The sequence below is a fragment of the Paraburkholderia sp. NMBU_R16 genome, from assembly GCF_013282575.1.
Classification (GTDB): Bacteria; Pseudomonadota; Gammaproteobacteria; order Burkholderiales; family Burkholderiaceae; genus Trinickia.
Map to the genome: position 1 here is coordinate 72,513 of NZ_JAAAYE010000022.1, position 24,508 is coordinate 97,020.

Below are 24,508 nucleotides of genomic sequence, written 5' to 3' on the forward strand. Positions count from 1 at the left end.
GCGCCGCATGGCAAACCGTCTGGCCGGCAGCGTCCGCGCAGCGATACCGGCGATTCAAGTCGTGGAGTCTCCGATGTTAGTGAAAGATGCGATGAAAAGGGCGGTCTGTGTGGGGCCGGACGAATCCGTGGCCGCGGCTGCCCGTAAGCTCAAGCAGAGCAACATCGGCTGCTTGCCCGTATGCGACGCCGAGCGCTTGCTCGGCATGATCACCGACCGCGACATTGCGATGCGCAGCGTCGCGGACGCGCGGAGTGCGGAGCAAACGACCGTGCGCGAGGTGATGTCCGTCGATGCTCTGTGGTGCTCGCAAGACGATTCCGTTCACACGGCCGCAGCGTTGATGCACGGCGCACACGTGCGGCGCCTCGTGGTGCTGGATCGTCAGCGGCACGTCGTCGGCGTGATTTCGCTCAGCGATTTGGGCGGTGGCGCTTCGGAGCGCCGCCCGTTCGAAATCGTCTTCTACAAAGAGATTCTCGACCATGCCGGCCTCCCGCATCGCAGCGAAGTGATGCGCGTGACGGTCGCGCAGGAGTCTCGCGAGGCGGCCATAGAAGATGCGGTTTGGGAGTTCCAGGCCTACACGCACGTGGGCGATTGGCGCGTCGCGGCGGATGGCTACGAAGTAATTGCGACGCATGCCGGCCAATGATGCCGCGATCCGCGTGGAGCCTGGCCGCCCGGTGCCGCTCGGCGTGGAAGAGGGCCAGGACGGATTCAACTTCGCGGTCTTCAGCCGGCACGCAGGGCGGATCGAGCTGCTGATATTCGACGAGGCGGATAGTGAGTCGCCGGTCGCGGCCTTCGATTTGCAAAGTGCCGCCCATCGCACCGGGGACGTCTGGCACGCGTTCGTCACCGGCTTGCGCTACGGTCAGGCGTACGCGTACCGGGTCTGGGGGCCGTGGGCGCCGGAACACGGGCACCGATTCGATAGCAGCCGGATCTTGATCGATCCGCGTGCGCTGGCGGTCGTGTTGCCGCAGGAAGTCGGCCCGGCACGGCCGCCGGCCGCCGACGAGCGAACTCGCACGCTAAGCGGCGGCAGGGCCCTTCTGATCGATCGGCGCTTCGACTGGCAAGGCACCACGCCTGCTCGAACCCCGTGGTCCGATACCGTGATCTACGAGACGCACGTGCGCGGTCTGACGATGCATCCGTCTTCGAACGTTGCTCATCCAGGGACCTTTCTTGGGCTGGTGGAGAAAATCCCCTATTTCCTGGAGCTTGGCGTGACGGCGCTTGAATTGATGCCAGTGCAGGCATTCGACGACCTGCGAGCGCTTCGCGTCGATCCAGCGAGCGGGGTGCCGCTTCGGAACTTCTGGGGCTACGACACCGTTGCATTCTTCGCGCCGCACGGCACGTATTCGACCCGCGGCGCGCCGGGCGCGGAAGTCCGCGAGTTCAAGACCATGGTGCGCGAGCTGCATCGCAACGGCATCGAGGTGATACTCGACATCGTGCTGAGCCATACGGCCGAGGGAGGCGAGGCGGGGCCGCTTTTCAACTTCCGTGGTTTCGACAATGCCATCTACTACATGCTTCAAGAAGACAAAGCGGCCTATCGGAACTACTCGGGTTGCGGCAACACATTCAACTGCAACCATCCTGTCGTTCGCGAATTCATAATTGACTGCTTGCGCTACTGGGTCGCGGACATGCATGTCGACGGGTTCCGGTTCGACCTCGCGTCGATCCTCGGCCGCGACGAACAAGGGCGTCTCGTTTCTAACCCGCCGCTTCTCGAGCGCATTGCCGACGATCCGATCCTGCGGCACGTCAAGCTCATCGCCGAGGCGTGGGACATGGGTGGGGCCTATCAAGTCGGGAGTTTTCCGGGGCAGCGCTGGGCGGAATGGAATGCGCATTTTCGAGACGACGTGCGCAGGTTCTGGCGCGGCGACGCCGGCATGACCGGAGCCCTGGCCAAGCGTCTGTGCGGCAGTGCCGATCTCTATCAGCACCATGGCAAAGAGCCCGTGAACAGCGTCAACTTCGCGGCGTGTCATGACGGCTTCACGCTCCGCGACGTCGTCAGCTATGCACACAAGCATAACTGGGAAAACGGTGAGAACGGACTCGACGGCACGAACGACGACAGCAGTGCGAACTACGGCTTCGAAGGCGTCACGTGCGACGCGAAGATTCAGCAAATCCGGCTGCGGCAGAGCAAAAACATGCTCGCCGTGCTTCTATTCTCGCGCGGCGTTCCGATGCTCCTCGGCGGTGACGAGTTCTGCCGCACGCAGAACGGCAACAACAACCCTTATTGCCAGGACAATATCCTTTCCTGGTACGACTGGCGCTTGTTGGAACGGAACCGGGAGATGCATCGCTTCGTTTGCGAACTCATTGCATTGCGCAAGCGGCATCCGGTATTGAGCCGCGACGCGTTCTACACGGATGCCGAGATCGAGTGGTTCGGCGCGGCGGGCGAGGCGCCCGATTGGAACGGCCCGGCGCGGGCATTCGGCTGTGTGATCAAACCCGCCGGGACCGCAGGCATTCAAGAACCCGCCGCTACGCTCTGCCTGCTCGTCAACGGGGCAAGCGCGCCGGTCGAGTTCACGCTACCACCGGCGCCGGCGGCGCGCTGGCGGATGGCCGTCGACACGGGACGCGTGGCGCCCGGCGAGATATGGCCAGCGGACGACAAGGTCCCTGTGCCCGATGACGCTCGTCATGGCCTTGCGGAGCTCTCGCTTGCACTTCTCTTGTCTGCCTAGGGCCTGGGCGCGGCATCGAATGGACGCGCGCCAATTGGTTGACGTACCTCAACGCCATGAGGATCGCTGACTCTATGCTGGGATGGCAGACGGTTGACGGCCCTTGTTTTATCGATCTGATGAGCGTGCGGCTAACCGTCGACCGCGCATCGCCAAAACGTTGTATGGGGCCGGCGCGAGCGCGAGAGCACCAAGGCCGGCCGAACATAGGAGATGGCAATGAAGGTAAGCGACATTTACACCCCGGCTACAGTTCATATTCCAACGTCCTGCAATTTACAGGATGCGGCGATTCAGATGCGCGACCAGCACGTCGGTGCGCTGATTGCCACGAGCGGGGGAGCAATCAACCGCATCGCCGGAATCGTGACCGACCGCGACATCGTGCTACAGGCAGTGGCATTCGGCGCTGCGCTGAACGACATGCTCGTCGCCGACGTGATGACGCCGCACGTCGTGGTCATCGGCACCGATGCGGATCTGACCGATGCGATGCAGACGATGTCGAGCCACGGCGTGCGCCGGCTCGCCGTCACGAACGCCGAGCAGGACATCGTCGGGGTGCTCTCGCTCGACGACGTGATCGAGGCCATCGGCCGGGATCTCGTGCTGCTGTCCAGCATCGTCCGCTGCGAGCAGAACCGCGAGAGCAGCGGATCCGTGCAAGCGCCGCTGCATCTGTGATCTACCCCGTTCTGACGGTTCGCCGCGGCGTGTAGTCGAGCGCCTACAGGCGCGGAGATACGACTACGCTATTCTCAGTCCGCTCTGATTTCGCTCCTCGAGCGCGCAAGCAATAATGGTTTTACGGACTTGAATTGCGACGCTCCGCCGCAGTCCGAGCAGAACCGGGAGCAGGCGATGAACGGCAACGATATTTCCCTTCGGGCACTCGTGGACAAGTGGCTTGCGCCCACGCTTTCGATGCCGGCCCGCGTTACGCAAGTCGGGCGCCTGCTGGCCACGCATAGCCGCTACGTGCGGATCGAAGGCCGCACCTCGAGCGGCCCGTTCACGATTGTCTTCTTTCGGCATGGCGATGGTTCATGGTGTGTGTTTCCACCCGTCACGACAACGCCGGCGATGTGCCCGCGTCTCAACGCGCATTGAGGGATCAGACACAATCGGCGCGGCCTTCGCGCCGGCTTGGCAGGGGATTCGTGTTTGAGAGCAAGCTCAACTTGTTGACATGCGTCAAGCCGGCGGTTGCGGCTTGCGCTCAGCATGGGCTTCGGATGCATCGCTGCAAACTCCAAACGCAAAAGAAGTTGGGAGGACGTCATGGGTAGGAAGGTACGGCGTGCCGTCAGCCGGACGGCAGCTGGCGAATGCAGCAGTAGCGGTTCGCGCCCCTGGCCTCCCATAGTCGGCACAGCCGCGCCGCGCTGAAATGTCTACATCGATCGATCTGTTCCTTTTGCGCACACACATCGCGTACTTCTCGATGGAGATTGCGCTGCGGCCTGAGATACCAACTTACGCGGGTGGACTGGGCGTCCTCGCTGGCGATACCGCACGCTCCTGCGCAGATCTCGAGATTCCCGTCGTCTTCGTAACCCTCGCGAGTCGGGCCGGATACTTCCGTCAGTCTATCGACGCCGATGGTCGCCAAACTGAGGAGCCAGACTGGTGGGAGCTGCGGCGCTGGTGTACGCCGCTAGACGCGATGGTGGCGGTGGAGATCGAGCAAAGACCCGTGTGGATCCGGCCGTGGCTGTATGTGCACACGTGTCCGCACGGACATCAAATCCCGGTTCTGCTTCTCGATACGGACGTCGATCAAAACGATGAAGCGGACTGCACGCTGACCCATTATCTTTACGGGGGCGACGACAGCTACCGGCTTAAACAGGAAATCGTGCTGGGAATCGGTGGAATACGAATTCTGCGTGCACTCGGCTTTTCCTTGCACACGTACCACCTGAACGAGGGGCATGCGGCCCTCCTCGCACTCGAGTTGCTCACACGCACCCGTACCCCCGCCTCGGATCAGCTTGAAAGTGAACTGCAGTACGATGTTCCTGAGGTGCGGGCACGGTGCGTATTCACGACGCACACGCCCGTCGAGGCCGGACACGACCAGTTTTCCTACGCTCTTTTCGAGCGTCTGTTGCCTGGGTTCATCGAGCTCGAACTTCTGAAGCGCCTGGCCGGACAGGCGAAGGTCAACTTGACACGTCTCGCGCTGAACCTCGCGGGCTATGTCAACGGCGTAGCACGACGGCATGCGCAGACTACGGCACATCTCTTTCCGGGCTACCGTATCCACGCCATCACGAATGGTGTGCATGCGGGAACATGGACGCATGCGGCGTTCGCCGAGCTCTACACGTCGCATTTTCCGGACTGGCAGCATGAGCCTGAGGTCCTGACACGTGCGTTGCGATTACCCGACGATGACGTCTGGCGCTGCCATCGGAGCGCCAAAGCGGATTTGCTCGGGATCGTGAAGGACCGGACCGGCATTAGCCTCGACCCGAGCATCCCAGTGTTGGGGTTTGCACGCCGGATGACGGGCTACAAGCGCCCGTTGCTGTTCTTCGAGGATCTGGACCGCGTAACGAGCATAGCGCAGCAGCATCCGTTCCAGGTGGTGATGGCGGGAAAGGCGCACCCGCGAGACGTCGAAGGCAAGCAGGCGATCGAAGAGATCCATGCGGCCGCCCGCAAGCTCCGCGACAAGGTGACTTGCGTTTTTGTCCCCGGTTACGACATGCAGCTCGCGATGGCGCTCACGGCTGGCGCCGACATCTGGCTCAACACGCCTTTGCCGCCGCTGGAGGCATCCGGAACGAGCGGCATGAAGGCAGCGCTGAACGGTGTACTCAATATCAGCGTGCTCGACGGGTGGTGGATCGAAGCCTGCATCGAGGGCGTAACTGGCTGGTCGATCGAGACGCGTGACGAAGAGGCGCACCACCACGCGGCCGATCTGTACGAGAAACTCGAGCGCGTCGTACTGCCGCTCTATTACACCGATCCGGCGCAATGGCGCTTGATGATGAAGCAGACCATTGCCAATATCGCCTGCTATTTCAACAGCCAGCGCATGATGCGCAGATATGCGAGCGAAGCCTACCTGCGGTGAGAGGGTTTCCGTGCCCCGAAAGCGGGTGGCGAAGACGTCCCGGCGCTACGCCCGCTACTGGTCGGCTTCAGTAGAGCAGATAGCGGGTGCGAAGCCGAGCAAAGCTCGTCACGCCGAGTTCCGCGAGCTGCGCAACGCGATCGGGGTCGGCACCGGCGGCGAGTGCCGCCCCGACGGCAGACGAGCCGACCGCCGGTTGCGTGGCCGCCAAATCGAACGTTTGCGGATAGAGCGCATGCAGCGTGGCGAGCATCGCCAGGCCCAGGCGGCCCGGCTCTCGGCTCGGATCCGCAGCGACGATGCGCACGCCGTGACACACGACGCCGTGCCAAACCGATTCGGTCGGCACGAAATCGAAGGGCTCGAAGCGCGCTCCGGCATTCGCGGCGTTGAGTGCCGCCGCAAGGCGCGGCCCGTCGATCCACGGTGCGCCGATTACGCCGAAGGGAGCGGGCGTGCCCCGTCCGACGCTGACATTCGCGCCTTCGAGCAGCACGAGATCGGGGTAGCGGTCGAGTTGCTCGAGCGTGCGCAGATTGGGCGAGAGCGGGATCCAGCCGAGACCGGTATCGGCAAAGCGCATCGAGCGCGTGTAACCGTGCATGCGAATGACGCGCAAATCGGCGCCGATATGCCGTTCGTCGTTGAAGAGGCTCGCCAGTTCGCCTACGGTCATGCCCGACACCAAAGGCAGCGGGTGGTAGCCGGTGAACGACTCTTGCCCCGCATCCAGCGTGGGGCCGCCAAATCGATCGCCGCCGAGCGGGGCCGGACGATCGAGCACGAAGATGGGAATGTGCTGGGCCGCTGCCGCCTCGAGTGCATAGCCTAGCGTCGTTTCATAGGTGAAAAGGCGCACGCCCGCATCCTGGATGTCGACCACGAGCGCGTCGAGACCATCGAGCGACTCGGGCGGAAAGCGCTGGAAGCGGCCGTACAGGCTGTGGACGACGAGGCCGGTCGCTGGGTCGCGCGTGTCGGAGACCGGGGCATCCACGTCGGCGTTCATCCCGTGTTCGGGCGAGAACAAGGCCGCGAGCTTGACTCCGGGGGCCTGCATCAGCACGTCGATCGTCCGTCGGCCCAGTGCGTCGAACCCGCTGCGATTCGTCAGCAGTCCGATCCTCAATCCCGCAAGTGGGCCGAATCGCTGCTCTTCCAGCACGTCGATTCCTGCTCTCACCGGGCCGGCCGACGCGGGTAGCCGCCCAGCCTGCGCGAGCGCCGACGCAACCTCGGGCACACTGCGCACGATATCTGAGGTCGATGCGGGTGCCGAGCGGCTTGCGAGCAAGGCGAGCACCTGCGCGCGCAAGGGCCTCGCGTCGCCGCTATCGTCGGGATGCACGCGATTGGTCAGGATCACCGCGAAGCGGCCGGAGACGAAATCGATCCAAAGGCCCGTGCCCGTATAGCCGGTGTGGCCGATGGCGCCTGCAGGCGGCAGACGATCGCGGTTCGTCACCATTGGCGCCGCGAGCTCCCAGCCGACGCCGCGCCACGGCGTCTGCGCGAGCGGCGAATTCGGCGTAGCGAACGCGGCGATGCTGGTGGGGGCGAGCACGCGCACGTGTCTCACGGACGTGCCGTCGCGAAGCAGCATTTGCGCGAAGCGGGCGAGGTCGTCCGCGGTGGAAAAAAGGCCCGCGTTACCCGCCACGCCCCCCATGCGCGAGGCCACGGGATCGTGCACCGCGCCGCGGCGCATTCCGACGCGATCGGCGGTGGTGGGGGCACTGCGGGAAACGCGCAGTGCGTCGGGAAGGAACATCGTGTCGCGCATCCCGAGCGGCGCAAAGATGTGTTCGCGGCAATAGGCGTCGAGCGATCGATGCGTCATGCGTTCGACCAGCTCGCCCAAGGCGATGAAGTTGACGTCGCTATAGATCACGCGATTGCCAGGCGCCGCGACGAGTGCCGCGGCAGCGACGTCGCGCAGGATGCGCGCGCGCCCGTGACCCGGGGGCGGCAGCGGCAGTTCCGCCGGCAGGCCCGAGGTGTGTGCAAGAAGCTCGCGCACGGTCACCGCCGCTTTACCGTTGACGGCGAATGCCGGCCAATAGCGCGCCGCCGGCGCGTCGAGTTGCAAGCGCCCACCCTCGGCCAACTGCATGATGGCCGTGGTCGTCGCGACGACCTTCGTCAGCGAGGCGAGATCGAATTCGGTATCGGGCGTCATCGGCTCCGAGCGCGGTACGACCGCACGCTGTCCGAACGTGGCGCGGTACAGCACGTGCTGCGCATCGCCGACGACGATCACCGCGCCTGGCAGCCGCTGTGCTTCGATTTGAGCTGTGACGATCTGCTCGATCTGCGCTTGTGCGGCTCGATCGAGTTGCGCGCCCCAACCGGCCGACGCGATGCCAAAGAGCACGCACGCTCGCGCCCAGGCGGCGAGGGCACGCGTCAGCGCGGCAATTGCGCGGGGTCGTAACGGTTGCGGGGATTCCATAGCATCCAGCCGTCCGAGTCGGCCGCGTCGGCCGCCTCGACTTGCGCGCGCATCTTGGCGGCATCGAACTCGCTGCGATCGAACGCGTAATCGCGAAAGGCCTGCAGCCAGGGCCTGAAACGCACGCCGGGCAAGCCCGTGCGCTGGCGGGCTTCCATGAGCGAGCGCCTGACGATCTGCCCAGGGTCCGCGACCGGGTTCGTGCAGCCCGGCAACCCCCAGGTGAAGCTCGACGGATAGAGCATCGGAGAGATGTAGTCGAGCGACGCGCCGAGCGCCTCGATCTGCTGTCCGATCGCGGTGTCGTCGAGGTTCCAGCAGACGTAGCCGAAGATGTCCGCGGCCAAGAACACGTTATAGGGGACCAGCCGTTCGCGCGCCGCCTGCAAAAAGCCGACGATCGCCGCAGTGCGGTTGGCACGCGTATTCGGCAGAGCGAAGCGCAGTCCGGCTGCATCCGGGAAGCGCACATAGTCGAACTGGATTTCGTCGAAGCCGAGCTGCGCGGCTTCCTCGGCAACGTCGAGGTTGTGCGCCCACACCGCTTGCGCAAACGGGTCGACCCACTGCAGATGCTCGCGATCGCGCCATGCACGGCCGCCCGCATCGTGGACGACCCACTCGGGATGTGCGCTCGCGAGCGGATCGTCCTTGAAGACGACGATGCGTCCGATCAGATAGAAGCCATCGCGATGCAGTCGCGCGAGCAGGCCGGCGAAGTCCTGCACGAGCGGCGCGCGCGGCTGGGCGCTGCCGGCCGCGCCGAGCGCGTCGCGCGCAGCACTGCGGTACGGTGTCAAGCCGCGATCGCCTTTCACATCGATCACGAGCGCGTTGATCCGATTGGTCTGTCCCAAACCGACGGCCGCTTCGCGCAGCGTGGCGCTGGCAATGCCGTACACGGACAGATAAACGGCATGAGGACGAAACGGCACGAGGGACAGCGTGAGCGGTTCGCCCGTTGCCGCGCGAATCTGCGTGCGCAGATAGCCGGGCGCGCGCGCGGCGACCGCGGAATCCGCCGACGCAATGGTGAAGGCGCCGTGCGCGTCCGTGGATTGGGCGACGCGCCCCACGGTTACGGTCGCGCCTTCGATGGGATGCCGCGTTTGCGCGTCGATCACCGTGCCCGTCACATCGGCGCGAGCATGGCCCGCGGCGAAGCAGCCGATGAACGAGAGCGCGATCGCGAGGGTTCGGAGATAGCGTTTATTACCTTTCATGGCGGGCTTCCTACCGCGGACAAGCGTGCGTCTTGTCATCGCCGAACAGCCGCGCGAGCGCTGCCGGACCGTATGCGTCGATCATCAGAAAGCGGGGCAGTGCAAGCAGGCGTGCATGGCGCTCGACGAAGTGCGGGTCGAGCGTCACGCCCGCGATGTAGCGGTCTTCTCCCGCAAGCGCCATGAGGCCGTCGTCGTAGATGCCGAACGGCCAGGCAAGCGTGTCCACGCGCGTGCCCAGTTCCGCTTCGAGCCGCTGCCTGGAATGCGCGAACTGGAATCGAGCGAACTGCCGAAAGTCGTCGGCCGAGCGGCGCCGGCGCTCCGTGTTGAAATTCGGGTGCCAGTAAGTGTGCGACTGGACGTCGAAGAATCCGGTCCGCTGCAAATCGCGCAACTGGTCCCACGTGAGTGCGTAGCTCGCGTTCGAGATCGCGGACGGATAGATGAACAGCGTGACGGGTAGGCGCTCGCGCAAGACGATGGGCCGCAGCGCCTCGTAGACGGAGCGATGGCCGTCGTCGACAGTCAACGCGACGCTTTTGTCGGGCAGCGTGGTGGATGCGTTCTCGATCCAGCGCACGACGTTATCGAGCGGCACGAAGCGATAGCCGTGCTCGCGGAAGAACGCCAGCTGCGACTCGAAGGTGGTAACGCGCACGGTCATCGAATCGTCCGCCGTCGCGGAGAAGCGGTGGTAGACGAGGATCGCGACCCGCGGCTCGCAACCGGCGTCTGGCGCCACCTCATACGCCGCACCTGCGGCTCCCGCGATCTGCAACGCACAGGCGAGAGCCGCCATCGCGCGAACGCCGCGCGGCAGCCATGAGGAGCGGCGGCGCTGCATCGGTGGTCACGCCAGGTCGCCAGACCACTCGTCACGCTCCTGCATGCCCGCAGAGGGCGACGGACGGTTCGCCACCATGCAGTCCGTCGTGAGCAGCAGCGAAGCGACGGAAATAGCGTTTTGCAGCGCCGAACGCGTCACCTTGACCGGATCGACGATGCCGGCTTCCATCATGTCGCCATAGCTTGCGCGGGCGGCATCGTAGCCATATGCGCCGCTGCCGGCCGCTACCTCGTGCACGACGGCCTGCGCGTCCGCGCCCGCATTGTCGGCAATTTGTCGCAGCGGTGCGGCGAGCGAATCGTAGACGATCTTCGCACCGGTACGTTCGATATCGGAGGCCGCTTGCTGCGCGAGGACGCCGCGCGCGCGCAGCAACGCGACCCCGCCGCCCGGCACGAAACCTTCTTCGACGGCCGCGCGCGTCGCGTGCAGCGCGTCCTCGAAGCGGTTCTTGCGTTCGTGCAGCGCTGTTTCGGTGGCGGCGCCCACGCGGATCACCGCTACGCCGCCGGCCAGCTTGTTCAGTCTGCTCGAGAGCGCGTCGCGCTCGTAGCCCGGGTTGGCGGCATCGATGCGCTTTTTCAGGCCCGCGATGCGCTCTTCGATGCGCTTTCTCTCGCCGTGGCCCGCAATGATCGTCGTGGTGTCGCGTGTGATTTCGACGCGTCTTGCGGAACCGAGGTCGGCCAGCGTCGCGTGCTCGACCGTGCGTCCCGTCTGCGGCGAAATGACCGTGCCTCCCGTCAACGCGGCAAGGTCGGCCAGCTGGTCGGTGCGCGCATCGCCGAAGCCGGGTGAGCGGATCGCACATGACTTCAGCGTGCCGCGTACGTGGTTGACGACGAGTGTCGCTAGCGCCTCGCCTTCCACTTCGTTGGCGATGACGAGAAGCGGATTGCCGGTCTTGCTGACCGCTTCGAGCACCGGCAGCAAATGCGCGATCGCGCTGATGCTGGCATCGCACAGCAAGACGCGCGGCTCCTCCAGGATCACCGCGCGGCTCTCCGAATCGACGAAGAGCGCAGAGAGATAACCGCGCTCCAAGAGGGAACCTTCCACGGTCTCCAGCTCATCGTCGAGCTTCGAGCCGTCTTCGATGCTGATCGCGCCGTTCTTGCCGACACGCTCGACGGCCTGAGCCACGAGCGAGCCGATGCTGCTGTCGCCGCTTGCGGAGATCGTGGCGATCTGGCGCATTTCGTCTGTGGTGGAGCAGGGCAGCGCCAGCCGGTGCAGCTCGGCGATCACCTGACGCCCCGCATGCTCGATCGCGCGCTTCAGCGCCATCGGGTCGTGCCCGGAACTCACGCACTTGATCCCTTCGGTCATGATCGCCTGCGCGATCGTCGTGGCGGTGGTGGTGCCGTCGCCAGCCACTTCGCTGGTCTTGGTGGCGACTTCGCGCAGCAAGCGCGCACCCATTTGCTCGAACGGATCGGGCAGCTCGATCGAACCGGCGACGATGACGCCCGAGTTCGCAACGAGCGGCGCCTGGCCGGCGCGCTCCACGATGACGTTGCGCCCCCCGGGACCGAGCGTCACTTTGACGGCTTCAGCAAGCGTATTGACGCCGTTGAGCAGAAGGTGGCGAGCGCGTTGGTGAAAAACCAGGGTTTTGCCTGACACGATGGATCTCCGACTCGGAAGGCGTGCCGATCAACTTCGTCTCGACGCGTGCAAAATCTCGGGGAGCGGGGCGGACTGCGTCGGCCAGGCTCACGCGTGGGTACGTTGCTCTTCGATCTGTTGCACTCGACCGATTCGCGACACATCGACGAGGATGGATGCGAAATACTCCATCACGTCATCGAGCGCCACGATACCGGTGAGTCGTCCGCCGTCGTCGACGACTGGAAGGCGCCGAACACCCGATCGCCGCATCTCGTCCAACGCGACGGTGACGTCGTCGCTTTCGGCCGCCACGATCAATCCGTGCGACATGATCTGGCCCGCCGTCACCCGTTCCGGGTCCAGCTTGGGCGCCATGACCGATGTGACGAGGTCGCGATCGGTGACGATGCCGATCGGCACCGCTTCGCCGTTGCGATATTCGATGACGACCAGGTTGCCGACATGGCGGTGCTGCATCCGGCTCGCAAGCGTTGCGGCGTTTTCGTCGACTGTGCAGGTCTCTACGGGGCGCGTCACAAGTCTTCCTACGTGCATGATCGACTCCATTGAACTGGGGTTTGGGGCTGATTTACCGGCCGTGGTCCTGCAACGATCCCTTTCCGAGAAAGACTGGCCCGACTGACGCCTTCCATGTCAGCGTACGGCGCCGCAGGCGCCGGCGTTTGACCAATGTCAAGCTTGAGTGTCAGAGGCGATCCCATATCGCTTTCAGTGCGCGGACGGACGCATCGCCGGATCGTCCCAGGATTGCCACCCGCCACCCATCGAGACGAATAGCTGCGCGGTATCGATGTACCGTTGTCCCTTTGATTTCGCATAACCGACACGCGCCTGGCCGAACAGGCGCTGAGCCTCCAGGACCTGAATGAAACTGGACTGGCCATACTGGTAGCTTGCCTGCGACAGCGCGAGCGATGCCTGCGCCGCATCCAGTGCATTGCGTTGCGCGTCGAGCGCCGCGGCGTCATGTTCGAGCGCCCTCAGGGTATCGGCGACCTGGCCGAAGGCCGACAGTACCGTTTGCCTGTAAATGCCGAGCTGCGCCGCGAAGGCATCGACCGCTTCCTGTCGTTGTGCCTTGAGCGTGCCGCCGTGAAAGAGCGGCGCGGTCAAGCCGCCCGCCACACTCCACAACCCGCTCGAGCGATCGAACAGTTCGCCGACCGTACCGGCCGCCTGCGTCCAGGAAGCAGTCAGTGCGATGTTGGGGTAAAGCTGGGCGGTCGCGACGCCGATGGCTGCGTTTGCCGCGTGCAGTCGAGCCTCGGCGGCGAGGATGTCCGGCCGATCGCGCACGAACCGGGAAGGTACGGTGACCGGCAGGGCGTTCGGCAGATAAAGCCGCTCGAGGTCGAAACGCGGCGGCGTCCACTCGGCAGGGGTCTTGCCGACGAGGATCGTAAGTGCATCGCTGGCCTCGCTCAATTGCTGCTCGAGCGGTGGCAGCAGCGTACGATCAGCGGCTAGCTGGCTTTGTGCACTGAGTACATCGGTCGTCGCCGCTTTGCCTGCTTCGCGTTCGATTCGCACCAGTTCCAGATTGTGTTCATCGACGGAGATGATGTCCTCGACCGCGCGAATCTGCTCGCGTGCGGACGCGATGTCGACCGCCTGTATTACTGCGTTGCCCGTAAGCGTGAGCCAGGCTGCGGCAAGTTCGTATTGCGCGACCTGAGCGAGCGCGATCTGCTCCTCGATCTGGCGCGGGACGCGGCCAAAGAGATCGGCGTCGAAGCTCACCGTGGGTCCGATGCTGAACAGATTCTCGACACGGGAATTCGATCGTCTGTTCGATCCAGCGGTCACGCGTGCCCGCGCAACGCTTGCTCCGAGATCGATTTGAGGATAGTGTCCGCCGCGCGCCGCGGCGATGGCCTGTCGTGCTTCGGCCAGCGTGGCGCGTGCCGTGTCGAGCGTCGGGCTGCCGGCGAGCGCCATCGTCATCGTGTCATCGAGCTCTCGCGATTGGAACAGCGTCCACCATCGGCCCGATATCTGTTCGCCGGGCACGATGTGCTGTTGGACGTCCGTTCTTCCCGCCGATGGCAGCATGAGCGGCGAGCGCGTGTATCCCGCAGTGGGCGACGGTACTGGCCGCGAATAATCCGGCCCGACGACGCAGCCGGCGAGGCTCGCCAGCACCACCGGCAAGACCCAGCGTCTGTGGGCCCAACAGGCGCCGATGCAGGTTGACGGCCGGCTACTCATAGCGCAGTGCCTCGATCGGATCGAGCCGGGAGGCCTTCCTCGCCGGGTAATAGCCGAAAAAGATCCCTACGGCCGCCGAAAACGCAAAGCCGCCGATCACGGCCGCTGACGAGAGTACCGTCGGCCAATGCGCGACCACCGTGATGAGTTCGGAGGCAACGACGCCGAATACCATGCCGGCGAAACCGCCCGTCACGCTCAGGAAGACGGCTTCGACCAGGAATTGCAGAAGCACATGCAATCGGCGCGCTCCGATGGCCATGCGCAGGCCGATCTCGCGCGTGCGCTCCGTCACCGAAACCAGCAGGATATTCATGATCCCGATGCCGCCTACGAGAAGCGAGATCGAGGCGACGGTGGCGAGGAGCATGGCCATGATATGACTGCTTCCTTCGGCGGTTTCGGCAATCTGACTCAGATTGCGCACGGCGAAGTCACTCGTGTCCTGTGCCCGGATGTGGTGGCGACGGCGTAGCGTTTCACTTACCTGTCCGATCGCTAACTGTACCTGCTGGGGACTCACGGCTTGCACATAGATCTGATTGACGAAGCCGGTCAGCCGGGGCGGACGACCGTACGGGTCGGTTGGAGGCGGGAAATGCGAGTTCGCCGCGGTCTGCACCTGGCTGGGCACGGCTACGCCCAGCACTTTTTGCTCGGCGGCGGTGAATGGGATCATCAGAACGTCGTCCTGGTCCTGCCCATAAGTGCTCTGTCCCTTGCCGGCGAGCAGGCCGATCACTCGGACCGGGGTGCCCTTGACCAGCAGCATCGCGCCCACGGGATTTTCGGCGGCGCCGAACAACTGCTGGTAGACCGTCTGGCCGATCAGCGCGACCATCGATGCGTTGCGTTCATCATCGACGGTAATGGGCCGGCCTGCTGCGATGCGCCAGTTGGCGGTCTGCAGATAGGCTGGCGCGATGCCCTGAATACTCGTCGACCAGTTCTGGCTGCTGTATTGCACCTGTCCGATCTGCCGAATCAGGTAACTGACTGCGGCAACTGCAGGGTCTTCGCGGCGAATGGCCTGGGCGTCGCTGACGGTGAGTGTCGATGCGCTTCCGCTGCCGGAGCGGACACCGCTCGCCGTCGTTGCACCGGGCAAGACGATCAGAAGATTGGTGCCGAGGCTTTCGATCTGCTTCTTGACAGCCTCGTTCGCGCCTTGCCCGACGGCCACCATCGCAATCAAGGCCGCGACGCCGATGAACACACCGAGCATCGTGAGCGCCGCGCGCATCTTGTTGCGGCCGAGCGCCTGCGCTGCTGCGAGGACGATCATCGAGGCGAACCCGAGAATGGGATCGGCCAGCGCAGCGGTGTCGGAGGTTGCCTTTTCTTGCGTGCTGAACGACAGATCTGCCGAGGCCGATAGCTGGTCCGGTCGCGACATCGAGCGACGCTGCTCGTCGGTGACGATGCGCCCGTCACGCATGGTCACGACCCGATCCGTGTAGTCTGCGATGTCCCGTTCATGGGTGACTACGACGATCGTCACGCCGTGGTCGCGATTCAGCGAGCGCAACATCTCCATGATTTCGTGCGATGTTTTCGTATCGAGGTTGCCGGTCGGCTCGTCAGCGAGCAGAATTGCCGGGCTGCTGATCAGCGCGCGTGCGATGGCGACGCGCTGCTGCTGACCGCCCGATAGCTGCCCCGGAGTGTTGCGCTCCCTGTCGGCCAGCCCGACGAAATGCAACGCTTCGCGCGCGCGTTGGAATCGCTCGGCGCGCCGCGCCGGTCCGGACGCCGCGTAAAAGAGCGGCAGGGCGACGTTCTCGATGGCGCTCGTGCGCGCCAGTAGATTAAAACTCTGGAATACGAACCCGATCCGTTCGCTACGGATTCGTGCAAGCGCCGGCTCGGGTAGCGTTGCGGTGTCCACTTTTTCGAAGATATAGCGTCCGCTCGTCGGTCTGTCGAGGCAGCCGAGAATGTTCATCAGCGTCGACTTGCCCGAGCCCGAGGAGCCCATGATCGCGACGAATTCGCCTTGCGCGATCGTGAGGCTCACGCCATCGAGCGCGCGCATTTGCACGTCCCCGAGCGCATACACTCTCGTTACGTTCTCGATCTCGATGACGGGCTCTGTCATGGCCGCACACCGCAGCGTTAGAAGCGGAACAGCCGCGGACCCGACGCGGCGCCCGATTCCGTCGCCGTGTCATGCTGTTCCGCTACGATCGCCAGGTCGCCAGGCTTCAGGGAGCCGGCTAGAACTTCAGTGTGCGTGTCGTCGTCGAGCCCCGTCCTGATCACGACCGATACCGGGTGTCCGTCGCGCAGTACCCAGACGCGGGCGGTGCCCGCGCCCGCCTGTGAGAGCGGTGCGCCAGCCGGGCTACTCGATGCCTTGGCGACACCCGCAGGCGAGAACCGCAGCGCTTGATCGGGCACACGAACTACGTTTTCACGCTGTTCGATGACGATGCGTGTCGTAGCCGTCATCCCCGGTTTGAGCAGGAGCGCCTCGTTGGCCGCGCCGATCACGACGTCATAGGTGACGACATTCTGAACGGTCTGCGGAGCCTGCCGGACTTGCACGACTTTCCCTTCGAATGACCGCTTCGGATAGGCCTCCACGGTGAACGACGCCTTGTCGCCCTCGCGTACCCCGCCCACGTCGCTTTCGCTCACGTTCGTATCGACCTCCATCTGCGTGAGGTCCGTCGCAATGAGAAAGAGCGTGGGTGTCTGAAAGCTCGCGGCGACCGTCTGTCCAATCGTAACGTTGCGTGAGACGACGGTCCCATCCACCGGCGAGACGATGTTCGTGTAGTCGAGATTCACCTGTGCGGATTCGAGCGCTGCGGCTCGCTGCTCGATGATCGACCTGTCGACCGCGATTTGCGCAACAGCCTGACCGTAGATGCTTTTGGCGTTGTCCACCGTATCCTGCGAAACGATGCCGCGGGTCAGTAACGCCGCGTCCCGCTCATACGCGACCTTCGCATAGGCGAGTGCCGCCTGATCCTTGATCAGCTGTGCCCGGGCGTTGAGAAGATCGGCTTTGTGCTGATCGACGATCGTCTGATAAGGACGCGGGTCGATTTTCGCGCAGACCTGCCCTTTGTGTACCCGTGTATTGAAATCGCAGTACTGACTCTGGATGACACCTGATACGTAACTGCCAATGATGATGGTCAGAACCGGATTCACAGTTCCAGTTGCCGTTACGGAACGCGTTACGTTGCCGCGCGTGACAGGGAGGCTGACATAGTGGACGGGCACCGCCGTGCGCATGAGCCACCAGGCTGCACCGCCTCCTGCCAGACAGACAGCGACGACCGCCAGCCAGATGGCGAGGTGCCATTTGTACGACACGACCGGTTTCGAACCGGCTGGCGCCTCGCTTTTGCGCAGCGGCGGCAACGGGGTGGTCTTCGTGGTTTCAGCCACGTCCATGATCTCCAGACGGTTGTCGCGCACGCCGCGCGGCCGCGTGGCGGCGCGACGCGTGCTCCGTTCGATGAGGAGATATTGCGCTGCGGATGAGGCTGGCCATTGATCGACGTCAACGCGCCTGCTTTCCCGACATAACCGGCGAATTCCAACCGGCAAGTTCGATGACAATCCGCCTGCGCTCGTGCCGCCGCCGGCTAGCGGTTTCTTCCGATCGCCCGCAGCATCGACTCGCCGCGGTACGTCACGCGTGCGCGGATGTCAGTGCTCTCGCGGTTTTCGAGCGTGATCAGTTCGTGCTCATACAGCATGTCCAACTCGGCGCGATCGATCTGTTTCAGCGCATGCCCGTCCTTGACCAGCAATAGCGCAGCGACCTCGTGAAGGCTCAGCATCATTCGTCTCCTTCCTGTCTGCCGCGATGGAGCAGGATCAAGAATCGCGCCGGGGAACCTTCATTCTTCAGCGCAGGGTTCGCAGCAAGGAATGGTTTGCATGGGATTGGCGTTGCAGGCGATTGCGACGCGAGGCTTTTATCCTACGCGCGCGCCCTGCAAACTGGATTGACGCAAATCAAGCCGGTGTGGCGAGACAGTCACTACATTGATCGCGTGCCGATAGCATTTGCGCAGAGGGGAACACGATGCCTTGGACAACGCGCGATAGGCAGGCCGCCTTCCAATGACGACATGCGGTGACGGGATCCGCCCACGCGCCGCTCGATCGCCACATCACCATAGAACGTCGTCAAGTGGCCGGCGCGGTGCACGTTCTGTCACTTCGGGCCCATAACCGATTCGCAGCAGCAACTGCGGCTGAGCGTCCATGCTGGCGATCGTGCGCAGTCGCTCGCGAAGCGCCGCGGCCTCGATCGGCTGGTTCAAGTACGACACACTCAACCCGCCATTTGCCGCGGTCAACAACACGCGCTCCAGCGCTTGGCCCGCCGCGAGCCAAGCTTCGCGGCCATCGCTGTCGGTGCCGATGACGACGATGAGCGGCGTACCGGCAATGAGCTCGTGATGCATGGCGGCTGCGCCACCGCCCAGATCGAACGTGCGAATCGCAGACGTGGCGATCGGTACCGCGAAATCGAGCAAGGCCGCCATCCCCGCGGCCTCGGCCGGCATGCCGTCGCTGGCGCGCTGCGGATGTATCCAGCACGCCAGTTCGCGTCTGAAGCGCGGATCGGCGAATTGCAGGGCATCCGCCTCGGCGATCAGTTCCGCGATTCGGTCGCGCTGCGCCATTTGGTCGATGCAGACGACGTGCGCTCCCTCCGCTTCACCCGCTTCGATCAGGTAGCGCTGCGAGGTAGCTGTCACCGGCGTGCGGGCAAAGGGCTTGCGAGTCGTGGCGCGCCTGGCGATCGCCCCAAACAAGCGCTCCAGTGTGGGATCGGAAAGCGTGCCCGCATGCAATCGTAGCCGGGCAAGGACGTCGGGATCGACTTCGGACGGAAACAAACTGATTTCGTAGGCGAGGCCGAAGTGATTCAGCGCCACGCGCAGGTTGAAGAGGGCCGCTCCGCAACTGATGATCAACTCGCGATCGAACGGATCGACGACGGGCAGGGCGCGGGTACGGTCGGCGCACAGCGTGATCGACTCGTCGTCGACGACGAAATGCCACGGTTGCGAGTTATGGCTCGACGGAGCTTGCACGGCCGCTCGAAGCGTGGCGTCCAGCTTCTTCGCCATGCTGATTTGCGGTTCGAGCCGATGTTCGCTTGCATCGCGCGCGCCGCCTTGCGCACCACGGTTCATGATTTTTCTCCTCGGATGCGTTGTTCGGATATATGGAAATTCCCGCTATTCGAATTCTGGGCGTCCGGTCGAGGCATAACTTGAGGTCGATCAAAGAAAGAAGGGGTGACAGGTGGCACGCTCGTTTCCATTAATGGAATCGGTAAATGAACATCGACCAAGCGCCATGCGTCAACGCCTTTCGGGGGCTTTGGGAGCGTCTGAAGGAGCACCCCTTGTCACGGATCGGGCCGGGACTGATCACCGGGGTCGCTGACGACGATCCAAGCGGCATCGCGACCTATTCCCAGGCGGGCGCTCAATTCGGCTTCAACATGCTGTGGACGATGCCATTGGCGTTCCCGTTGATGGCTGCCGTTCAGTCGATGTGCGCGAATCTCGGCCGGGTGACCGGCATAGGACTTGCCGCCAACATCAAGTCTGCGTTTCCGCCCATCGTGCTTCGGGGCGTCGTGCTGCTGCTGCTCGTCGCCAATACTCTGAACATTGCCGCCGACGTCGCTGCCATGGGGGAGGTCGCGGAACTGGTCAGCGGCGTCGACCGCCATCTGATGACGGCATGCTTCGTGTTCGGTACGCTTTTACTGCAGATGTTCGTCCCCTATCATCGCTACGTCTTCTTCCTGAAGTGGCTGACGGTCTCGCTGCTCGCCTATGCAGCGGTACTGATCGCCGTCGATGTTCCATGGAGCCAGGTTGCGGTTCGTACACTGTGGCCCAGATTCACACTGGACGCAAACGCCGCAGCGGTGGTCGTCGGTGTGTTCGGTACGACCATCAGCCCATATCTCTTTTTTTGGCAGGCATCCGAGGAAGTCGAGGACATGGCGGCACGCCGCGGCAGTGAGGCGCTCCTGCGAGACCCGCGTTCCGCCGTCGTGGAACTTCGACGAATCAGGTGGGATACATGGAGCGGCATGCTCTACTCCGACGTCACCGCCTATTTCATCATCCTGGCGACCGCGGTCACGCTGCATGCGGCCGGCGTCACCGACATCTCGACTGCAGCGCAGGCAGCCAGCGCGTTGCGCCCGCTGGCCGGCGAGTTTGCTTATCTCCTCTTTGCCCTCGGCATTCTCGGGGTCGGCCTGATCGGGGTACCCGTGTTGGCCGGATCGGGAGCCTATGCGCTTTCCGAGGCGATGGGCTGGAAAGAGGGGCTTGAACGCAACGTGAACGACGCGCGGGGCTTCTACGCCATCATTGCCGTTAGCGTGCTTGCGGCGCTGGGTATCCAGTACTCGCCGATCAGCCCGATGAAGGCGCTCTTCTGGAGTGCTGTCATCAACGGTGTGGTCGCCGTGCCGTTGATGGTGGTCATCATCATGCTGGTTTCGAAGAAGTCGGTGATGGGCGCTTTCACCGCGAGTCGTTTTCTGATCGTTCTTGGCTGGATCGCGACGGCAGTGATGGGCGCGGCGGCGGTGGCAATGCTGCTGCCCCGGTAGGGCGGCAGTTCTTTCAAGTCGAGGTATTCATCATGACGGTGTCAGGTAAAGTCAACGAGCACGATTGGTCCGTCTCGGCGGATGTCCAGCCTGCTTCGGGCGGTTTCGTCTGCACGATCCACGTCGATCACGTCGACCACGCCGATCCGAACGGCAAATTCGAGCACTGCTTCAAGCATCACAGGGTATTCGGCACGGAGCGCGAGGCCGTGCTCGAAGGATTGCGGGAAGGGATGATTTGGATCGAACAGAAGATGGCGCACTCCATTCATCTATAGCGCGACGAGGCGTGCGCATCGAGTATTGCGATCGTCACTCGGGTAATACAGTTATCACATCGGCTTTGACCTCCATCAAACGACGAGACGTCGCCGACCCACAGAATTCCAGTAGACGAGAGAGACCTCACACCCATTCGCAAAGGGCGAACCATGAACACGTCGACTTCAAGCAGCCCGACTTCAACGCTACCCGGCAAAGTTCTCATTGCGGTCGATTCGTCTGCGGCATCGCGGCAGGCCGTCGCTTATGCACGAACTATCGTTGCGCAGGGCGGCACGGTTCGTCTCGTGAGTGTCGCCGAAAACCCTCGCACGCTCGTTCCGACGGGTTCGTTCGTCGGCGAAGCGCTAGGTTCAGCGCGCGCTGAATTGTTGCGCGACGCGGCCGACGCGCTGGCCGTCGCGAGCGAGGCCTTCGCCAAATGCAACATCCGCGTCGAAACGGATGCGATCGATCTCTCGACGCACGGCGGCGATGTCGTCCACGCGCTCATCGAAGCGGCCGACACGTGGCAGGCGGAGCTGCTCGTGGTTGGGACCCGGCAACACCACGGTTTGCTGCGTTGGATCGAAGGCACTATCTCCGAGCCCTTGGCAAAACTTTCCCGCTGCCCGATTCTGATCGTGCCCGCGGCCTATACGGTCAAGGCCGATCGCCCGCCGGAGCGCATTTTATACGCGGTGGATGGCAGCCGTCAGGCAATGGCGGCGCTGCATTACGGCGTCCGGTTCGCGACACATGACGCCCATGTCCGGGCCGTCTATGTGGTCGATCGCGCGGTGCGCTTGGGCGACTTCGTACCTATCGATGCGCTCGAGGCCGGCTTCGTTGACGAAGGCACCCGTGCAATTGCGCAAGCAGAGCCGATTCTCGCTGGCGTATCAGGACGATCGAGCACGGCACTTATCAGGACAGCCCGCACCGACGACGACGTTGCCCACGCGATCGTTCGGGAGGCCGGCCATTGGCAGGCCGATTTGATCGTAATGGGGACGCATGGGCGACGCGGCGTGGCTCGCTGGATGCTGGGCACGGTCGCAGGGCGCGTAGCGCAACTTTCCGAGATTCCACTTCTGCTCGTCCATGCGCTAAAGGCGTGATCCATCGGCGAATCACGACCTGTGCAGACGTTTGCAGAATATCGATTGCACGCATTCTTGGTGAGCGAGCGGTTCTGCAAAAGAGGAAGGATGCACGATGAATCGATCTTGCGAGAGCGTGCTGCTCACGGACCTATACGAACTAACGATGCTGCAGGCCTACTTCGATTGCGCCATGAACGACAGCGCCACGTTTGAGCTCTTCGTGCGAAAACTGCCGGCGGATCGAAATTTCCTGATGGCAGCCGGGTTGGAACAGGTGCTCGACTATCTCGGCGGTTTGCATTTCGACGCGCCGGATATCGAGGCGCTCGCGCGCACCGGGCGCTTCACTGCCAGGTTTCTTGCCTCACTCGAAACGCTGCGCTTCACCGGCTCTGTGCATGCGATGCCGGAGGGGACGGTGTTTTTCCCCGACGAGCCGATCTTGCGCGTCACCGCGCCGTTGCGCGAAGCTCAATTGATCGAAAGCCGCATCATCAATCTCATGCATTTTGAAACGGTCGTCGCGAGCAAGGCGGCGCGCTGCGTGCTTGCGGCGCCCGGAAAACTGCTCGTCGACTTCGGCTTGCGCCGCGCGCACGGTGCGGAAGCGGCGCTGCTGTCTGCACGGTCGAGCTATCTCGCGGGCTTTGCGGGCACGGCGACGTTGCTGGCAGGTCTGCGCTTCGGGATCCCCTTGTATGGGACGATGGCGCATTCCTACGTGCAGGCGCACGACGAGGAAACACAGGCATTCGAGCATTTCGTTCGCTCGCAGCCCGACAACGCGATACTTCTGATCGACACCTACGACACGGAGGCCGCCGCGCGCAAAGTCGCAGCGCTTGCACGCGCGCTCGAACGCGAGGGGCTTGCCGTCAAAGGCGTGCGCCTCGACAGCGGCGATCTCGGGGTGCACGCGTGCAAGGTGCGGGCGATTCTCGACGATGCGGGACTCCGCCAGATCACGATCTTCGCGAGCGGAAATCTGGACGAGTACCGGCTACGCGATTTGATGAGCGCTCAGGCGCCGATCGATGGTTTTGGGGTGGGAACGCGAATGAACACCTCAGCGGATGCACCTTACCTGGACTGCGCGTACAAGCTGACGGAGTACGCCGGCAAACCACGCCGCAAGCGCTCAGAAGGGAAGGCGACGTGGCCGGGCCGCAAGCAGGTGTTTCGCCGGCTCGACGCCGAGGGGCGACTGGCAAGCGATTGCATTGCACTTGCTGGAGAGCGGCACGCGGGCAAAGAACTGTTGGAGCCGGCGATGAGCGACGGCGCGCGGACGAAGCCACCCGTGCGCCTCGAATCGGCGCGAGAATATGCGCGCCAGCAACTCGATCTGCTGCCCGATTCTCTGCTCGATCTCGAGTCGGCGGTTCCGTTTCGTGCCGACGCTTCGGAGCCGTTGAGGAATCTCGCACTTCGTTTGGATGCGCAATAGTTGCGCGCCGGGCCGGCGCATGCAGGCCTGTGATGTCGGTTGAGGCATGAATCGGCCATGGCACATTTCGACGTTTTCAACGGCGATGCCGACGGCATCTGTGCGCTGCATCAGTTGCGGCTCGCCGCGCCGATGCCGGCGAAACTCATCACCGGCCCCAAGCACGATGTCAGCCTGCTCGCGCGGGCGAACGCGCGGCATGGCGATTCCATAACGGTGCTGGACATTTCGCTGGATGCGAACCGCACTGCGCTGAACTCGCTGCTCGAACGAGGTGTTCGCGTCGAGTATTTCGATCATCACTTTGCCGGCACGATTCCCACACATGGCGGACTGATTGCGCATATCGATACGTCGCCGGACGTGTGCACGAGTATCCTCGTCGACCGACATCTGTCCGGACGGCATCATCTCTGGGCGATTGCCGCGGCCTTTGGCGACAATCTGGTCGCGCCCGCGCATGTGCTCGCGCAATCTGCCGGTTTGAGCGCCGGGCAAACGCAGCAATTGCGTTCACTCGGAGAGGCACTCAACTATAACGGCTACGGCCGCACCGAGGCGGACCTGCTGATCGCGCCGGACAAATTGTATGAAGCGCTGCGGCCGTATTCGAACGCGTTCGAATTCATCGCCGCCGAACCGCTCGTGCCGACCTTGACGGAAGAACGCGAGGCCGATCTTGCGCGGGCGCGGCAATGCCTGCCTCACGTAGTCCTGCAGTGTGGCGCGCTGCACGTGCTCCCCGACGCTGCATGGTCCTGGCGTGTACAGGGGGCGTTTGCGAACGAGCTTGCCAATGCTGCGCCGAAACTGGCCCATGCGGTGCTCGTTTGCGACGCCGCGGGTGGCTATGCTGCCGCGCGTCAAACAAGATGAGAGCAGCGCGTCAA

The 24,508-nt window shown here is 63.7% G+C and carries 20 protein-coding genes; 10 read left to right on the forward strand and 10 right to left on the reverse strand.

Features of this window, described 5'->3' with window-relative positions:
- Window positions 1-73 precede the first annotated feature (73 nt).
- The 5 genes from GWC77_RS13665 (at window position 74) to glgP (ending at window position 5,820) form a co-directional block, all read left to right on the forward strand.
- A complete protein-coding gene (locus tag GWC77_RS13665; RefSeq protein ID WP_173257551.1) occupies window positions 74-655 on the forward strand; it encodes a CBS domain-containing protein in 582 nt (193 codons plus the stop codon).
- Window positions 642-2,732 (forward strand): glycogen debranching protein GlgX, encoded by a 2,091-nt coding sequence (gene glgX, locus GWC77_RS13670; RefSeq protein ID WP_173257553.1) that lies wholly within the window; start codon window positions 642-644, stop codon window positions 2,730-2,732. Before GWC77_RS13665 ends, glgX begins: the two co-directional genes overlap by 14 nt.
- A 219-nt stretch (window positions 2,733-2,951) precedes the next feature.
- The gene (locus GWC77_RS13675; protein ID WP_173257555.1) at window positions 2,952-3,416 is read left to right on the forward strand and encodes a CBS domain-containing protein; all 465 of its coding nucleotides are present in this window, start codon (window positions 2,952-2,954) and stop codon (window positions 3,414-3,416) included.
- 177 nt (window positions 3,417-3,593) lie between these two features.
- Window positions 3,594-3,842, forward strand: a complete 249-nt coding sequence (locus GWC77_RS13680) for a hypothetical protein (protein ID WP_173257557.1) — start codon at window positions 3,594-3,596, stop codon at window positions 3,840-3,842.
- A 280-nt stretch (window positions 3,843-4,122) separates the two neighbouring features.
- On the forward strand, window positions 4,123-5,820 hold the full coding sequence (gene glgP, locus GWC77_RS13685; protein WP_173257559.1) for an alpha-glucan family phosphorylase: 1,698 nt from the start codon (window positions 4,123-4,125) through the stop codon (window positions 5,818-5,820).
- A gap of 67 nt (window positions 5,821-5,887) precedes the next feature.
- Here the strand turns inward: glgP and GWC77_RS13690 are convergent, their stop codons facing one another.
- The 10 genes from GWC77_RS13690 to GWC77_RS13735 form a co-directional block, all read right to left on the reverse strand.
- Window positions 5,888-8,272: a serine hydrolase gene (locus tag GWC77_RS13690; protein ID WP_173257561.1), complete on the reverse strand. Its 2,385-nt coding sequence runs from the start codon at window positions 8,270-8,272 to the stop codon at window positions 5,888-5,890.
- Complete coding sequence (locus GWC77_RS13695; protein ID WP_173257563.1) at window positions 8,227-9,495, reverse strand: putative glycoside hydrolase; 1,269 nt, start codon at window positions 9,493-9,495, stop codon at window positions 8,227-8,229. The genes GWC77_RS13690 and GWC77_RS13695 overlap by 46 nt, the downstream gene beginning before the upstream one ends.
- Window positions 9,496-9,505: 10 nt before the next feature.
- On the reverse strand, window positions 9,506-10,342 hold the full coding sequence (locus tag GWC77_RS13700) for a polysaccharide deacetylase family protein (RefSeq protein WP_173257565.1): 837 nt from the start codon (window positions 10,340-10,342) through the stop codon (window positions 9,506-9,508).
- A 6-nt stretch (window positions 10,343-10,348) separates the two neighbouring features.
- Entirely contained in the window at window positions 10,349-11,971 is a 1,623-nt protein-coding gene (gene groL, locus GWC77_RS13705; RefSeq protein ID WP_173257567.1) for a chaperonin GroEL, read from the reverse strand.
- 90 nt (window positions 11,972-12,061) lie between these two features.
- Window positions 12,062-12,511 (reverse strand): CBS domain-containing protein, encoded by a 450-nt coding sequence (locus GWC77_RS13710; protein WP_173257569.1) that lies wholly within the window; start codon window positions 12,509-12,511, stop codon window positions 12,062-12,064.
- Between the two features lie 174 nt (window positions 12,512-12,685).
- Window positions 12,686-14,185, reverse strand: coding sequence for an efflux transporter outer membrane subunit (locus GWC77_RS13715; protein WP_173257571.1), 1,500 nt, complete (start codon window positions 14,183-14,185; stop codon window positions 12,686-12,688).
- The gene (locus tag GWC77_RS13720; RefSeq protein WP_173257573.1) at window positions 14,178-16,283 is read right to left on the reverse strand and encodes an ABC transporter permease; all 2,106 of its coding nucleotides are present in this window, start codon (window positions 16,281-16,283) and stop codon (window positions 14,178-14,180) included. Before GWC77_RS13720 ends, GWC77_RS13715 begins: the two co-directional genes overlap by 8 nt.
- Before the next feature lie 17 nt (window positions 16,284-16,300).
- Complete coding sequence (locus GWC77_RS13725) at window positions 16,301-17,587, reverse strand: efflux RND transporter periplasmic adaptor subunit (protein ID WP_367949046.1); 1,287 nt, start codon at window positions 17,585-17,587, stop codon at window positions 16,301-16,303.
- Between the two features lie 200 nt (window positions 17,588-17,787).
- A complete protein-coding gene (locus GWC77_RS13730; RefSeq protein ID WP_254366950.1) occupies window positions 17,788-17,988 on the reverse strand; it encodes a hypothetical protein in 201 nt (66 codons plus the stop codon).
- Window positions 17,989-18,321: 333 nt separating this feature from the next.
- Window positions 18,322-19,290: a nitroreductase family protein gene (locus GWC77_RS13735; protein ID WP_254366953.1), complete on the reverse strand. Its 969-nt coding sequence runs from the start codon at window positions 19,288-19,290 to the stop codon at window positions 18,322-18,324.
- A gap of 212 nt (window positions 19,291-19,502) precedes the next feature.
- On the opposite strand from GWC77_RS13735, the gene GWC77_RS13740 reads away from it, so the two are divergent.
- The 5 genes from GWC77_RS13740 to GWC77_RS13760 all read left to right on the forward strand — a co-directional run bounded on the left by GWC77_RS13740 (window position 19,503) and on the right by GWC77_RS13760 (window position 24,494).
- Window positions 19,503-20,804, forward strand: coding sequence for an NRAMP family divalent metal transporter (locus GWC77_RS13740; RefSeq protein WP_173257579.1), 1,302 nt, complete (start codon window positions 19,503-19,505; stop codon window positions 20,802-20,804).
- A 32-nt stretch (window positions 20,805-20,836) separates the two neighbouring features.
- Window positions 20,837-21,082, forward strand: coding sequence for a hypothetical protein (locus tag GWC77_RS13745; protein ID WP_173257581.1), 246 nt, complete (start codon window positions 20,837-20,839; stop codon window positions 21,080-21,082).
- A 153-nt stretch (window positions 21,083-21,235) separates the two neighbouring features.
- Window positions 21,236-22,186, forward strand: a complete 951-nt coding sequence (locus GWC77_RS13750) for a universal stress protein (RefSeq protein ID WP_173257583.1) — start codon at window positions 21,236-21,238, stop codon at window positions 22,184-22,186.
- A 97-nt stretch (window positions 22,187-22,283) separates the two neighbouring features.
- Window positions 22,284-23,618 (forward strand): nicotinate phosphoribosyltransferase, encoded by a 1,335-nt coding sequence (locus GWC77_RS13755; protein ID WP_173257585.1) that lies wholly within the window; start codon window positions 22,284-22,286, stop codon window positions 23,616-23,618.
- Window positions 23,619-23,675: 57 nt separating this feature from the next.
- Window positions 23,676-24,494: an acetyltransferase gene (locus tag GWC77_RS13760; protein WP_173257587.1), complete on the forward strand. Its 819-nt coding sequence runs from the start codon at window positions 23,676-23,678 to the stop codon at window positions 24,492-24,494.
- The last annotated feature ends 14 nt before the right edge of the window (window positions 24,495-24,508 follow it).

What these genes read in the sequence shown, in the direction of transcription:
- GWC77_RS13700 (WP_173257565.1), bottom strand. Translation starts at nt 10,342, where the DNA reads ATGCAGCGCCGCCGCTCCTCATGGCTGCCGCGCGGCGTTCGCGCGATG.
- GWC77_RS13715 (WP_173257571.1), bottom strand. Translation starts at nt 14,185, where the DNA reads ATGAGTAGCCGGCCGTCAACCTGCATCGGCGCCTGTTGGGCCCACAGA.
- glgP (WP_173257559.1), top strand. Translation starts at nt 4,123, where the DNA reads ATGTCTACATCGATCGATCTGTTCCTTTTGCGCACACACATCGCGTAC.
- GWC77_RS13750 (WP_173257583.1), top strand. Translation starts at nt 21,236, where the DNA reads ATGAACACGTCGACTTCAAGCAGCCCGACTTCAACGCTACCCGGCAAA.
- GWC77_RS13665 (WP_173257551.1), top strand. Translation starts at nt 74, where the DNA reads ATGTTAGTGAAAGATGCGATGAAAAGGGCGGTCTGTGTGGGGCCGGAC.
- GWC77_RS13730 (WP_254366950.1), bottom strand. Translation starts at nt 17,988, where the DNA reads ATGATGCTGAGCCTTCACGAGGTCGCTGCGCTATTGCTGGTCAAGGAC.
- GWC77_RS13760 (WP_173257587.1), top strand. Translation starts at nt 23,676, where the DNA reads ATGGCACATTTCGACGTTTTCAACGGCGATGCCGACGGCATCTGTGCG.
- GWC77_RS13690 (WP_173257561.1), bottom strand. Translation starts at nt 8,272, where the DNA reads ATGGAATCCCCGCAACCGTTACGACCCCGCGCAATTGCCGCGCTGACG.
- GWC77_RS13755 (WP_173257585.1), top strand. Translation starts at nt 22,284, where the DNA reads ATGAATCGATCTTGCGAGAGCGTGCTGCTCACGGACCTATACGAACTA.
- GWC77_RS13680 (WP_173257557.1), top strand. Translation starts at nt 3,594, where the DNA reads ATGAACGGCAACGATATTTCCCTTCGGGCACTCGTGGACAAGTGGCTT.
- glgX (WP_173257553.1), top strand. Translation starts at nt 642, where the DNA reads ATGCCGGCCAATGATGCCGCGATCCGCGTGGAGCCTGGCCGCCCGGTG.
- GWC77_RS13740 (WP_173257579.1), top strand. Translation starts at nt 19,503, where the DNA reads ATGAACATCGACCAAGCGCCATGCGTCAACGCCTTTCGGGGGCTTTGG.
- GWC77_RS13720 (WP_173257573.1), bottom strand. Translation starts at nt 16,283, where the DNA reads ATGACAGAGCCCGTCATCGAGATCGAGAACGTAACGAGAGTGTATGCG.
- GWC77_RS13695 (WP_173257563.1), bottom strand. Translation starts at nt 9,495, where the DNA reads ATGAAAGGTAATAAACGCTATCTCCGAACCCTCGCGATCGCGCTCTCG.
- GWC77_RS13675 (WP_173257555.1), top strand. Translation starts at nt 2,952, where the DNA reads ATGAAGGTAAGCGACATTTACACCCCGGCTACAGTTCATATTCCAACG.
- GWC77_RS13710 (WP_173257569.1), bottom strand. Translation starts at nt 12,511, where the DNA reads ATGCACGTAGGAAGACTTGTGACGCGCCCCGTAGAGACCTGCACAGTC.
- GWC77_RS13745 (WP_173257581.1), top strand. Translation starts at nt 20,837, where the DNA reads ATGACGGTGTCAGGTAAAGTCAACGAGCACGATTGGTCCGTCTCGGCG.
- GWC77_RS13735 (WP_254366953.1), bottom strand. Translation starts at nt 19,290, where the DNA reads ATGGCGAAGAAGCTGGACGCCACGCTTCGAGCGGCCGTGCAAGCTCCG.